The organism is Streptomyces sp. CoH27 (assembly GCF_020181035.1).
GTDB lineage: Bacteria > Actinomycetota > Actinomycetes > Streptomycetales > Streptomycetaceae > Streptomyces > Streptomyces camelliae.
The window spans coordinates 141,008-153,713 of the sequence record NZ_JAIQYY010000016.1 but is presented as its reverse complement, the minus strand read 5'-3'; the positions used below and the strand labels follow the sequence as shown (position 1 = coordinate 153,713).

The following is a 12,706-nucleotide window of genomic DNA, read 5'->3' as shown; positions in this document are numbered from 1 at the left end:
GTCACATGGTCAATCTGACGCGTATCTACACCCGGACCGGCGACCAGGGCACCACCAGCCTCGGTGACATGAGCCGGGTGCCCAAGACGGACCTCCGCATCTCCGCCTACGCGGACGCCAACGAGGCCAACGCCGTCATCGGCACCGCGATCGCGCTGGGCGGCCTGGCGGCGGAGATCGTCCAGGTGCTCACCCGCGTCCAGAACGACCTGTTCGACGTGGGCGCGGATCTGTCGACGCCGGTGGTGGAGAATCCGAAGTTCCCGCCGCTCAGAGTCGAGCAGTTCTACATCGACCGGCTGGAGGCGGACTGCGACCGCTTCAACGAGCGGCTGGAGAAGCTCCGCTCCTTCATCCTCCCCGGCGGCACCCCGGGCGCGGCCCTGCTCCACCAGGCCTGCACGGTCGTACGCCGGGCCGAGCGCTCCACCTGGGTGGCCCTGGAGGCCCACGCCGACACGATGAACCCCCTGACGGCCACCTACCTCAACCGCCTGTCCGACCTGCTGTTCATCTTGGCGCGGACGGCCAACCAGGAGACCGGGGATGTCCTGTGGGTGCCGGGCGGGGAGCGCTGAGCAGTACCCGCGCTCCCCGCCGGGTCACCGGTCCGCCGTGCTCTTCGCGTCGCTGTCGGCCGCTGCTGCGGCGGACTCGGCCGCGTTCACCTTCTGCTGCATCTGCGCGTATCCCGAGGGCGTGCCGGAGGGGGCCGGAGCCTTCGGGGACGCGCTGTCGTGGTGCGCGCAGCCCGCGGTGAGCGCCACGAGCAGCGCCACCGCCGGCAGCACGGCGTGCCGGGCCCGCATCAGCTCGCCGCCGCCTTGCCGGCGGCGTTGTCCTTGCACCAGGTGGAGACGGCCGCGAGGTCCTTCTGCCGCTGCTGCAAGTTCGTGACCAGCGACTTGCGGAAGTTCAGCCGGTCCTGGAGATAGGTGGCGATCGCGGTGTGGCCCGCCTTCTTCGCGTTGTCGACGCGCTTCTCCAGCCGGGCGATCGAGCCGCGCGTGCCCGGTCCCGCCTCCAGCCGCTTCAGGGCCCGCTCGATCCGGCGGTCGATCTTCGGCACCCGCTTGCACAGCCCGTGGGCCCCGTCACCGGTGGGCGCCGGCTTGGGGGTGCTGTCGGCCGCGGCCGCCGTCCCCGCCGCGCCGCCCGCCAGGACGGCCGTCACGGCGAGCCCCGCGAGCAGCGTGCGCGTGCGTCGTCGTCCGTACATCTGCCTCTCCGTTCACTTCCGTTCGGTTCCGGGCGGCCGCGGTCGGCCGTCCGTCCGTGCCGGAGGCTAGGCAGGGTCTTTGGGGAAACTCTGTGACCGGTTTGCCCCGGCTGTACCGATCAGCCAGTCCCGCCGGCCGGGAGGGCCGGGCAGCTCGCCGCCGCCGCGGGGCAGCCGTACGACGAAGCGGGCGCCGGTGCCGTCCGGCCCGTCCGTGACGGTGACACTCCCCCGGTGCAGCGCCGCCTGCTGGGCGACGAGGGTGAGGCCGAGGCCGGAACCCGCGCTGTCCGGGCCCCGCTGGAACCGCTCGAAGATCCGGGCGCGGGCGTCGGCCGGAACGCCGGGCCCCTGATCGTCCACCGTCACCAGCATCTCTCCGGCACCGCCCGTCACCCCCACCCGCACCACCGCCCGGCCCTGCGCGTCCCGGCCGTGGGCGAGGGCGTTGGCCAGCAGGTTGTCCAGCAGGAGCCGCAGTCCCGGCTCCCAGCCGTGCACGGTGAGCCCGGGTGCCGCGTCCAGGGTGATCTCGGCATCGGGGGCGCGATGCCGGGCCTCGGCCACGGCCGCGTCGGCGGTGTCGGCGAGGTCGACGGCCCGGAACGCCTCCGCCTCCACCAGATCGCCCCGCCCCAGTTCCCGGAGCATCACCAACAGGCCCAGAAGCCGGGCGTGTTCGTGGCGCAGGTCGGTCACGACCTCGGCGCGCTCGGCTGCGGGCAGGTCCGGATGCCCGGCCAGGATGTCGAGGTTGGTGCCCATGCTCATCAGCGGGGTGCGCAGTTCGTGGGCGGCGGCGGAGGAGAAGGAGCGTGCGGTGTCCAGGGCCTCGGCGGTGCGCGCGGCCTGTTCGTCGTAGCGGGCGAGGACGGTGCGTACGGTGGCCGCCAGTTCGTCGACCTCGACCACTCCGGTCCGCCACTGCCCGAGCCGGGCGCCGCTGGTGCGCGGGTCGAGTCCGGCGGTACGGCGGGTGAGCCGGCGCAGCGGCGCGCTCGCCCCGGCGGCCAGGCCCCAGGCGAGCAGGCCGGAGACGGGGGCCGCGAGCAGGGCGGTGGCGATCACCCGGCGGCGGACGAGCGGGATCTGGACCCGGGCGGCGGTGTCGGGCGAGAACAGCCACAGCGTGCCGGTGACCGTACCGGCGTGCACCGGCCGGGCCAGGGCCCGCCAGGTGCGGCCGTCGGCGCGTACGGCGACGAATCCGGATGTGCGGTCGGGCAGCGCCGCCGCGGGTCCGGGCTGCGGGCCGCCGCTGAAGGTCCCGTCCGGGCCGACGACGCGTACGCCGACGTCGAGGGCCGCGTCGAAGAGCTGCCGTTCGCGGGTGTCGGCGGCCTTGGGGCGGCCGTTCGCGGCGGCCCGCAGCAGGGCTCGGGCGTCCGGGGCGACGGCGGTCGCGCGCCGGCCCAGGTGCTGGTCCTCGGCCCGGCGCAGATCCTGGGCGACCAGGTGCAGCAGCAGCCAGCCGCCGGCCAGCACCAGCAGCGGGACGGTGCAGCCGACGGCGAGGCCGATACGGGCGGAGAGTCTCACGGTGTGTCCCGGGGTTCTCTCAGTACGAAGCCGACGCCCCGCACGGTGTGGATCAGCCGGGGGCGTCGCTCCGCCTCCAGTTTGCGCCGCAGGTAGCTGACGAAGGTGTCGACGGTGTCGGTGCGCACGTCGAAGTCGTAGCCCCAGACCCGTTCCAGCAGCTGGTCGCGGGTGAGGACGAGCCCGGCGTTACGGGCGAGGACCTCCAGCAGCTCGAACTCGCGCCGGGTCAGCTCCAGCGGGACGCCGTCGCGCGCGGCGGTACGGGCGCCCGGATCGATGGTCAGCCCCGCCACCCGCAGCATCTCCCGTCCGGCGGGCGGGCGGCGCCTCAGCAGGGCATGCAACCGCAGCACCAGCTCCTGCAAAGCGAAGGGCTTGACCAGATAGTCGTCACCGCCCGCCTGGAGCCCGGCGATCCGGTCGGCGGTCTCGTCGAGCGCGGACAGCATCAGCACGGGCAGATCCCGCCCCTCGCCCCGCAGCCGCGTGCACACCTCGATACCGCTCATCCCGGGCATGGAGACGTCGAGGACGAGCACGTCGGGCGGACTGTCCTCGATCGCCGCCAGCGCCTCGGCCCCGCCGGCGGCGGTCCGCACCCCGAACCCGCTGAGCCTGAGCCCCCGCTCCAGCGACCGCCGGATCGCCGCATCGTCGTCGACGACCAGCACCGCCCCGACCCTGTCACCCATACGCCCTCCTCACCGCCGGGCCAGCGTACGACCCTCGGCAACCGGGTCAGAGGCGGCGGTAGGTCTCCCGTCGGTGCCCGACCTCGGCGACGAGGACGACGAGCTTGCCCGCATCCACGCGGTGGGCGCGGGCGAGGTCGCCGTAAGCGAAAGTCGCAGTCCGGGACCCTTCCGCAGGAGCAGTCGGACGCGGCGGCGAGCGTGTTGGATGGGGGCATGGCACGAGCGCTCTCCCGCCCCCACCGCGACGACCTGCGCATCGCCGTGGGCGGGCTGCTCGGCGGGATGGTGCTCTGGGCGCTCGGGATCCATCCGCGTGTGGTCGCCGACCCGCTGGTGCTGTGGCACCCGGCCTGGGCGCCGCTGCTGCCGCTGGTGGTGACGGCGGCCTGCGAACCGCTGCGCCGCTCAACGCCGCGCGTCGGCCTGTTCATCGGCACGCTCGCCCTGACCCTGGACACGGTCACCCAGGGCAACGTCGTCACCGTCATCCTGTACACCGACCTGGTGTACGCGGCCGTCCTGTACGGCAGCCTCGCCTCCGCCCGCCGGATCTGCTGGATCACCTGCATGCTCACCGTCCTCGGCGGTGTCGTCCCGGCAGCCCTGCTCCGCGACGCCCACGCACTGCTGATCGGTGTCGGCATCGGCATCCTCTCGTTCGCGCCGGCCGCGACCGGCTGGGTGGTGCGCAACCACCGGGACGCCGCCGAGGCGGCCCGGCTGCGCGCCGAACAGACCGCGCTGCTGGCCGAGATGGACCGCACCCAGGCGGTCACCGCCGAACGGGCCCGGATGGCACGGGAGTTGCACGACATGGTCGCCAACCACCTGTCCGCGATCGCCATTCACTCCACGGCCGCGCTGTCGCTGGACGATCCGCAGACCTCGCGGGACGCCCTCGCCGTCATCCGGGAGAACAGCGTCGAGGGGCTGGCCGAGATGCGGCGGCTGATCGGCATCCTCCGCGACAGCAGCGGGGATGTGGAGCCCGCCGTGACGCCGACGCTCGACGGAGTGGCCACGCTCGTCAAGGGCGCCCGCGCCAACGGCCTGGACGTCCGCCTGGCGGACGGGCACAGCCGGGTGCCCGCGCCGGTCGAGCTGGCCGCGTACCGGATCGTGCAGGAGTCGCTGACCAACGCCCTCAAGCACGCGGCCGAGGGGCCCGTCGAGGTGGCACTGCGGCAGGACGACGGCACCTTGCGGGTGCGTGTGACCAACGCCTACCGGGCCGGTGACGGCTCCCGCGCCCCCGGCTCGGGTTCCGGCCTGACCGGGATGCGGGAGCGGGCCGCGCTGCTCGGCGGGCGCTTCGAGGCCGGACCGCGGGGGCAGCTGTGGGAGGTACGCGCCGATCTTCCGCTCACCGAAGGAGAGACCCCCTGATGATCCGCGTCCTGGTCGCCGAGGACCAGTCCGCCGTCCGCGCCGGGCTCGTCCTGATCCTGCGCAGCGCGCCCGACATCGAGGTGGTCGGGGAGGCCGGGGACGGTGAGCGGGCGGTCGCGCTGGCCCGGGAGCTGCGGCCCGACCTGGTGCTGATGGATGTGCAGATGCCGCTGCTCGACGGGGTGTCGGCGACCCGGGCGATCGTCGCGGAGGAGCTCGCGGACGTGCTGGTGCTGACCTCCTTCGACCTGGACGCGTATGTGTTCGGGGCGCTGCGGGCCGGGGCGGCGGGGTTTCTGCTGAAGAGCGCCGAGGCCAGGGAGCTGCTGACGGCCGTGCGGACGGTGGCCGGCGGGGAGGGGATCGTCGCGCCGGCCGTGACCCGGCGGCTGCTCGCCGAGTTCGCGGCGGCCCCGACGCGGGAGCCGGACGCCGACCCGGCCGTGCTGGACGGGCTGACCCGCCGCGAGCGCGAGGTGCTGTCCTGCCTCGGGCAGGGCCTGTCGAACGCGGAGATCGCGGCCCGCCTGGACATGGCGGAGGGCACCGTGAAGACCCACGTCAGCCGGTTGCTGGCCAAGCTGGGGCTGCGCAGCCGGGTTCAGGCGGCCATGCTGGCCCGGGAGCTGGCGGTGTGAGGGACCCGGCGGCCGCGTCGCGGACGGATCCGAGCCGATGGGCCACCATCCGGAAGCCGGGCGGGTGCGGGCCGACGAAGGCGACGGCGCACCGGTGGTCCGGGCCCGCCGGCACGTCGGCGAGCGGGAGCGGGGGGTGGGGGGCCGGGCGGCCGCGCCAGTGGAGCAGGGCGGCCGGTGTGTCGGGGGCGCTCACCGTGAGGTCGGCCGGGTTCACCAGCAGGCCGTCGCCGGTGGCCTTCAACAGGGCTTCCTTGCGGGCCCAGTAGCGGGTGAACGCGGCCGGGGCGTGGGGCTCGGGAAGGACCGCGAACGCATCTCGCTCGGCCTCGGACAGCACCCTGTGGGGCAGCAGGGCGCGGTCGCCGGACAGGTCGCCGACGGCCTCGACGTCCACCCCGACGGGGCGGCCGGAGGTGACGGCCACGGCGACCAGGCCGGCGCAGTGGGAGAGGGAGAACTCCAGGTCCGCGGGCGGGTCCGCGAGACGGGGTTTGCCGTGCGCGCCGCCGCAGCCGCGACAGGTCCGGGCCAGCCGGATCCGCCACGGCTGCGCGCCGGTGTGTGCCGCCAGGACCAGGCGGAGCAGGGCGTGGGCGGCGGTGGACAGCGTCCGGGCCTCCTCGCGGAGCAGGCCCCGGACGCGGTCCCGTTCGGCGGGGTCGAGGAGGTCCAGCAGCACCGGATCCGCGACGGCCGGGGCCAGCCAGACATGGCACTCGGCGGCTCCGGTCAGTCTCGTGCCCACCCTCGTTCCCTCCCCCACGGCATCGGTCAGGCTCCGGCCCGGCGGGCGGCCGCCCGCTGGGCGCGGCGGGAGACGCGGCCCTGGCCGTCGCCCGCACCCGGCCGTGCCGTGTCGTCCTGGGCGAAGCCCATCTCCTCGCCGAGCGCGGCGACGAAGGACCGTACCGTCGGGAACTCCACGAACGCCGAGGTCCGCACCTCGTGATCGAGTTCGTCGCCGAGCGTGGCGATCACCTCGATCAGGATGAGCGAGTCCAGCCCCATGTCGAACAGGTTGCCGTCGAGGTCCACGTCGAGGGGATCGGCGGTGCCGAGCACCGTCGCGATCTCCCGCTGGACGAACTCCGTGATCAGCGTGGCCTTCTCCGCGTCGGGGGCATCCGCCACCCGCTCGCCCAGCCGGCCGGCGGCGGCCGGGGCGGGCCGGTCGGCGGCGCCGTCCGGCTCGATCCAGTAGCGCTCGTGGTCGAAGGCGTACGGGGGCAGCGGCACCCGGCGCACGGGCTCGCCGTCGTACACCGCCGACCAGTCGACGTCCTCGCCCGCCGTCCACAGCCGGGCCAGCAGTCCCAGCAGGAACTCCGTCCCGGTGCCGCCGGTCGGCAGGAGCGGCAGGGCGGCCCCGGCCTCCGCGGCACCGGGCTGCGGCAGGTCGGCGTCCGTCAGCAGGGTGCGAGCCGGTTCGGGCAGGGCGTCGGCGCCGGTGACGGACACCGCCGCCCGCACGCCCCACCCGGTGAGCGTGCGCAGGGTGGCGTACTGCACCGCGAAGGCCGCCCGCGCGTCGCCCGCCGCGAGCAGGGCGGCGGTGTCGGGGAGGCCGAAACGCTCGGCGCAGTGCGCGAGGTGCTCCCGGAAGGCCGGCACCCGCTCCTGGAGGTCCTCGGCGTGCTCCCGGGAGGCGATGGCGCCGGCGTCGAGCAGCAGGACCGGACGCGGGCCGTCCGTCACCGACGTGAGCACCCGGCTGTCGTCGCCGAGGGCGAGGGCGAGCGCCGCGTCCCGCGTGCCGGTGGCGACCAGCGCCCGCCGGTGGGCGTGGATCCGGCGGCCCAGGGCCAGCGTCTGGGCCACGTCGGTCAGTTCGAGGCCCCGGTCCTGGCGCAGCTGCCGGGCCAGACGCGCGGTCGCCGTGTCGAGAGCGGCCGGGGTGCGGGCCGACAGGACGAGCAGCCGCGGACCGGCGGCCGGGGCCTCGGGGCGGGCGGCCTGGGCGGGTGGCTCCTCCAGGACGATGTGGGCGTTGGTGCCGCCCACGCCGAAGGAGCTGACTCCGGCCCGGCGCGGGCTCGCCCCGGCCGGCCACGGCCTGGTCTCGGTGTTGACGTAGAAGGGGCCGGCCGCGAAGTCGATCTCGGGGTTGGCGGACTCGAAGTGGAGGCTGGGGACGAGCGTGCGGTGCCGGAGCATCAGGATCGTCTTGATCAGGCCGGCCATGCCCGCGGCGGTGTCCAGGTGGCCCACGTTGGTCTTGACCGAGCCGATCGCGCAGGAACCGGCCGGCGGCCGGGTGCCCGCACGGGTGAACGCCTGGTTGAGCGCGGCGATCTCGACCGGGTCGCCGAGCGGGGTGGCGGTGCCGTGCGCCTCGACGTAGGAGATCGTCGCGGCCGGGACGTCGGCGATCTCCTGGGCGTCGGCGACGACCGTGGCCTGTCCATCGATGCTGGGCGCGGTGAAGCCGGTCTTGGCCGAGCCGTCGTTGTTCACGGCGGTGCCCTTGATGACGGCGTGGATCCAGTCGCCGTCCGCCAGCGCGTCGGTCAGCCGCTTGAGCACCACCACGCCCACGCCGTTGCCGATCACCGTGCCCTGCGCCTTGGCGTCGAAGGCCCGGCAGTGACCGTCGGGCGAGAAGATCATCCCGTCGTGGTGGAGGTATCCCTCGCGCTGCTCGGCCTGGAGGTGCGCGGCGCCCACCAGGGCCATGCCGCAGTCGCCGGACAGCAGCGCCAGACAGGCCTGGTGCACGGCCACCAGGGAGGTGGAGCAGGCGGTGTTCACCGACAGGGCCGGGCCGCGCAGGTCGAGCTTGTACGAGACGCGGGTGGCGGTGAAGTCCTTGTCGTTGGCGACCATCATCCGGTAGCGGTCCACCGAGGACGCCGTACGGTGCCGTTCCGCCAGGTTGTGCAGCAGGTAGGTGTTCATGCCGACGCCCGCGTAGACACCGATGCGCTCCTCGGTGCGCTCCGGGTCGTAGCCGGCCTGGTCCAGTGCCTCGACGGCGCACTCCAGGATCTGCCGCTGCTGCGGGTCGATCAGTTCGGCCTCGTCGCGGGTGATGCCGAACAGGCCGGCGTCGAACCGGTCGGCCCCGGCCACGATCTGGCCGGCCTTCACATAGCGCGGGTTGCTCAAGCGCGCGTCGCTCACGCCGGCCGCGCGCAGCTCCTCGTCGGAGAAGTAGGTGAGGGTCTCGCGGCCCTCGGTGAGCACCTCCCAGAACCGCTCCGGGGTGTCGGCGCCCGGGAACCGGCACGCCATGCCGATGACGGCGATGTCGGACTCCCTGGTCTCACCGCCCGCCTCCGGCTGTGGCGTGCCCTCGGTCCGTATGTCCTGTGCGTTCACTGTCTTTCCCTCAGCCTTCCCCTCAACCGACCTTGATTCCGAGATCCGCGGCGACCTTGCGCATGTCCAGGAATGACTCCGCCACGAAACCCGCCGCGTCCTCGGTGGCATCCATCCGCATGAAGAGGTCCACGAGGGCCGCCCGGTGCTCCTCGCGGTCACCCGTGCCGGCGGCGATCTCCATCACCACCCGGCCCAGCCGGTCCTCGACGTCCGGCAGATCGAGCGACCGGGGGAACCTGATGCTGAACGTCGACCGGTCGTAGTTCTCGTTGCGATGGACCGCGCGCACATAGCTCGACGCGTTGAGCTTGTAGAACATGCAGCCCCAGTTCTTGAAGGAGTAGTAGTTCAGCAGCGGGAACAGGGTGCAGTGGGTCTCCATCGGGGAGGACTCGTACAGCCCCTTCTCCTTCAGTTCGCGCACCATCCGCTCGGGGTCGTACTCGTGGCGCAGCGCGATGAACGGGAAGACGATCTTGGGGAGTTCGTCGTCCTCGGCGAACAGGACGTCCTCGATCGCCCCGTCGAACAGCTCGCTCGCCAACTCCGGGCCGAAGGTGCGGTAGAAGCCGCGCACGACCTCGCGGACGTTGGACTCCATGGTGAGGATCTGCTGCGGGTCGGCGCACAGCACGATGTACGGGATGCGCTCGCGGAAGGCGTACAGGATCGCCCGGATGACGAAGAAGGTACGGCAGGACACGCACGGCAGCTTCTCGTCCAGGTACGCGCCGGGCTTGCCCGGCCGGGGCCGGTTGAAGACGTCCCGCATCATCTTCTTGATGTTGTCGTCGTCCGAGTCGAAGACGAAGGTGGCGGGCAGCTTCTCGCGGGCCAGCTGGATGTTGCGGGCCGCGTGGCTGCTCTCGAACGGGACGTCGAAGGTGTAGGCGAGGGTCCGCTTGCCGTACTCGTTGACGAACTTGTCCAGCATGTAGGTGCTGTCCTTGCCGCCGCTGTACATGAACAGGCAGTCGTGGTCGCCCGCCGGGTTGGGTGGCGCCTGCTGGAACTCGGTGAAGACCTGGTTGGTGTAGCGGTAGTTGTCGAGGAGTTCCCCGGCGACGTTCAGGTTGCACAGGTTGCACACCTGGTCCTCGTCGAGGACGACTCCGGGGTGTCCCTCACCGAGTGAGCAGATCCGGCAGCGCGCGGCGGTGGGTTGCATGGTGTCTCCCTTGGTTCGTGTGGTGGGGTGGGCGGCCGGGCTCACCGGTCGGTACCGGCCCGGCGCCGGCGCTGGGCCAGCAGCGCGCGGCCGCGGCCGTCCGCCCGCGCCCGCGGCACCGCCGGTACGGCGTCGCCGGCGCCGCCTGCGCCGTCGGCGAGGTGGCGGGCCAGGGCCCGCACGGTCGGGTACCGGAGCATGTCCAGCCGGCTCACCTCGTGGCCCAGGTCCGCCCGGATCCGGGCCACGACCCGGGTCAGCCGCAGCGAGTCCCCGCCCGCCTCGAAGAAGTTGACGTCGACGGGCACCGACGGGACGCCGAGCACGTCCTGCCAGACCGCGGCGATCCGTTCCTCCGGGCCGCCCTCGGGCAGGGCACCGGCCGGTACGGCGACCGGGCCCGCCCCGGGCGCGGGCAGTGCCCTGCGGTCGAGCTTTCCGTTGGGGGTGCGCGGCAGCCGCGGCAGCGGTACGACGGCGCCGGGCAGCATGTAGGCGGGCAGGCGGGCGGCGGCGCGGGTGCGCAGTTCGGCGGCCGGGGGGCAGTCGTGCCCCGCCGCCGGGACGACGTAGGCGACGAGGCTGCCGCCGCCGTCGGCGTCCCGGTGGACGACGACCGCCGCGTCACCGATGCGCGGGTCGTCCCGCAGGACGGCCTCGATCTCACCGGTCTCGATGCGGAAGCCGTTCAGTTTGACCTGGCCGTCGGCCCGGCGCAGATATTCCAGGCGTCCGTCGGGCAGGTGCCGTACCAGGTCGCCGGTGCGGTAGACGCGGCCGGGCCGGAAGGGGTCGTCGAGGAACCGCTCGGCGGTGAGCTCCGGCCGCCGGTGGTATCCGTCGGCCACGCCGTCGCCGCCGATGTACAGCTCCCCGGGGGTGCCCGGCGGGACGGGCGCCAGGTGCCGGTCGAGGACGTACATGCGTGTGTTGGCCAGCGGGCGGCCGATCGTGACGGGCTGTCCGGCCGTCACGCCGTCGGCCGAGGACCAGATGGTGGTCTCGGTGGGCCCGTAGACGTTCCACACCCGGCGGGCGCGGGTGACCAGGGCGTCGGCCAGGTCGGCGGGCAGGGCCTCGCCGCCGCACAGCACGGTCAGTCCGGGGCTGCCCGGCCAGCCCGCGCCGATGAGCATGCGCCAGGTGACCGGGGTGGCCTGCATGACGGTGGGCGCGGTCCGCTCGACCAGCTCGCGCAGGGCGAAGCCGTCGGCGGCGGCCTCGGCCGGGGCCACCCGAACCCGGCCGCCGGTCACCAGGGGCAGGAACAGCTCCAGGGCCGCGATGTCGAAGCAGGCCGTGGTGACGGCCAGCAGGGTGTCCGTGCCGGTGAAGCCTGTGGTGCGCGCCATGGCGCACAGCAGGTTGGTCAGCGCCCGGTGGCCGACCCGCACGCCCTTGGGGCGGCCGGTGGAGCCGGAGGTGTAGATCACGTAGGCGGGTGCGTCGGCACTCGCCCGGTCGGGGGCGGGGGCGGCGGCAGCGGTGGCGTCCTGGTCCGGCGCGGAGTCCGGCGTGTCGAGCAGGAGCAGCGGTGCGGGGCAGTCCCCGGCCAGGTCCGGTGCGAGTGCCGACTCGGTGAGCACGAGGACGGCCTGCGAGTCCTCGGTCATGTAGCGGATGCGCTCCCGCGGGTAGAGCGGGTCCAGCGGTACGTACGCGGCACCGGTCCTGAGCACCGCGAGCAGGCCGGTGAGCAGGTCCGCGGTGCGGTGCAGATACACGCCGACCAGGGTGCCGGGGCCGGCGCCCTGCCGGGCCAGCCGCGCGGCCAGCCGGGTGCTGCGGCGCCGGAGTTCACCGTAGGTCAGCTCGGTGGTCCCGGCCAGGACGGCGGGCGCGTCGGGACGGCGGCGGGCGACGTCGTCGACGAGCTGGTGGACACAGCGGTCCCGCGGATAGTCGGCCGCCGTGTCGTTCCAGGTGTCCAGGACCCTGCGCCGCTCGTCGGCGGTCAGCAGCCGCAGCCGGTGGGCGGGCTCCTCGGGCCGCTCCCCGGCATCGGCCAGCAAACTCCCGAAGCGGGTGGCGAGTTCGCGCACCCATGCGCCCGACGACGGCTCGGACGAGGCGAACTCCACCGCGCGCACCGGCTCACCGTTCCCGCCGAGCCGTACGACGAGCCGGGTGCCGTCCGGCACGGGGGCGGGCCCGCTGCCGTCGTGGGCGGACAGATCGATCACGACCGGGTACGCCCCGGTCCACCGCCCGCTCAGCCGGGGCTCGCGCAGGGCCAGCCCACGCAGGGGGGCGTGCCGGCGCGCCAGGTCGGCCAGCCGCCGGGCGACACCGTCCGCCAGTCCGGCGAGCGTGTCGTCATCGGCGAGCTCCGGGACGGCGAAGGGAACCAGCGGCTCCAGCGGCCCAGGCACCCCTGCGTCGGCCCAGGACTCCTGCGGCCGACGCAGCCCGACGTCGAACCCGCCGTCCTCCCCCGACACCCGCCCCAGAAAGACCAGCACCGCAGCCAGCACCCGAGCGATGGCCGCCTCGGGAGCGAGCCCGGCGATGGTGCCGGGCACGGCGCACTGGGCCGTGGCAGGGGGTGGGGTGAGGGGGGTGGCCGGTTGGGGGGTCGGGGGCGGGGCGGTGGCCGAGGGCGTGGTGGACGAGGACGGTGGGATCGGGAGGGCCGGCGGCGGGGCGACGGGGGTGGCCGAGGGCGTGGTGGATGAGGACGGCGGGGCCGGGAAGGACGCCCCCGGGGCGACGGGGGTGGCCGGGCGCGGAC

At 74.1% G+C, this 12,706-nt stretch carries 11 protein-coding genes; 3 read left to right on the top strand and 8 right to left on the bottom strand.

What is annotated here, in order from left to right:
• The first annotated feature begins 5 nt into the window (after positions 1-5).
• A complete protein-coding gene (locus tag LE548_RS26880) occupies positions 6-578 on the top strand; it encodes a cob(I)yrinic acid a,c-diamide adenosyltransferase (protein ID WP_225099530.1) in 573 nt (190 codons plus the stop codon).
• 24 nt (positions 579-602) lie between these two features.
• Here LE548_RS26880 and LE548_RS26875 read toward each other — a convergent pair whose 3' ends face one another.
• The 4 genes from LE548_RS26875 to LE548_RS26860 all read right to left on the bottom strand — a co-directional run bounded on the left by LE548_RS26875 (position 603) and on the right by LE548_RS26860 (position 3,453).
• A complete protein-coding gene (locus tag LE548_RS26875; RefSeq protein WP_225099529.1) occupies positions 603-809 on the bottom strand; it encodes a hypothetical protein in 207 nt (68 codons plus the stop codon).
• The gene (locus LE548_RS26870) at positions 809-1,219 is read right to left on the bottom strand and encodes a hypothetical protein (RefSeq protein ID WP_225099528.1); all 411 of its coding nucleotides are present in this window, start codon (positions 1,217-1,219) and stop codon (positions 809-811) included. Before LE548_RS26870 ends, LE548_RS26875 begins: the two co-directional genes overlap by 1 nt.
• A gap of 66 nt (positions 1,220-1,285) precedes the next feature.
• Positions 1,286-2,758 (bottom strand): sensor histidine kinase KdpD, encoded by a 1,473-nt coding sequence (locus LE548_RS26865; RefSeq protein ID WP_225099527.1) that lies wholly within the window; start codon positions 2,756-2,758, stop codon positions 1,286-1,288.
• Positions 2,755-3,453, bottom strand: coding sequence for a response regulator transcription factor (locus tag LE548_RS26860; RefSeq protein WP_225099526.1), 699 nt, complete (start codon positions 3,451-3,453; stop codon positions 2,755-2,757). Before LE548_RS26860 ends, LE548_RS26865 begins: the two co-directional genes overlap by 4 nt.
• Before the next feature lie 216 nt (positions 3,454-3,669).
• Between LE548_RS26860 and LE548_RS26855 the strand changes: the two genes are divergently transcribed.
• The gene (locus tag LE548_RS26855) at positions 3,670-4,842 is read left to right on the top strand and encodes a sensor histidine kinase (RefSeq protein WP_225099525.1); all 1,173 of its coding nucleotides are present in this window, start codon (positions 3,670-3,672) and stop codon (positions 4,840-4,842) included.
• The gene (locus tag LE548_RS26850; RefSeq protein ID WP_225099524.1) at positions 4,842-5,483 is read left to right on the top strand and encodes a response regulator transcription factor; all 642 of its coding nucleotides are present in this window, start codon (positions 4,842-4,844) and stop codon (positions 5,481-5,483) included. The genes LE548_RS26855 and LE548_RS26850 overlap by 1 nt, the downstream gene beginning before the upstream one ends.
• On the opposite strand, the gene LE548_RS46120 is transcribed toward LE548_RS26850, so the two are convergent.
• Genes LE548_RS46120 through LE548_RS26830 form a run of 4 tightly spaced genes read right to left on the bottom strand, consistent with a single transcriptional unit; the run spans position 5,407 to position 12,497 of the window.
• Entirely contained in the window at positions 5,407-6,231 is an 825-nt protein-coding gene (locus LE548_RS46120) for a 4'-phosphopantetheinyl transferase superfamily protein (protein WP_225099523.1), read from the bottom strand. The genes LE548_RS26850 and LE548_RS46120 overlap by 77 nt on opposite strands.
• Before the next feature lie 26 nt (positions 6,232-6,257).
• Positions 6,258-8,804 carry a type I polyketide synthase gene (locus LE548_RS26840; protein ID WP_225099522.1) on the bottom strand — a complete coding sequence of 849 codons (2,547 nt, stop codon included), beginning with the start codon at positions 8,802-8,804 and terminating at the stop codon, positions 6,258-6,260.
• A gap of 22 nt (positions 8,805-8,826) precedes the next feature.
• Positions 8,827-9,975: an OzmP gene (locus tag LE548_RS26835; RefSeq protein ID WP_225099521.1), complete on the bottom strand. Its 1,149-nt coding sequence runs from the start codon at positions 9,973-9,975 to the stop codon at positions 8,827-8,829.
• Positions 9,976-10,016: 41 nt separating this feature from the next.
• A complete protein-coding gene (locus LE548_RS26830) occupies positions 10,017-12,497 on the bottom strand; it encodes an amino acid adenylation domain-containing protein (protein ID WP_225099520.1) in 2,481 nt (826 codons plus the stop codon).
• Positions 12,498-12,706: the final 209 nt, after the last annotated feature.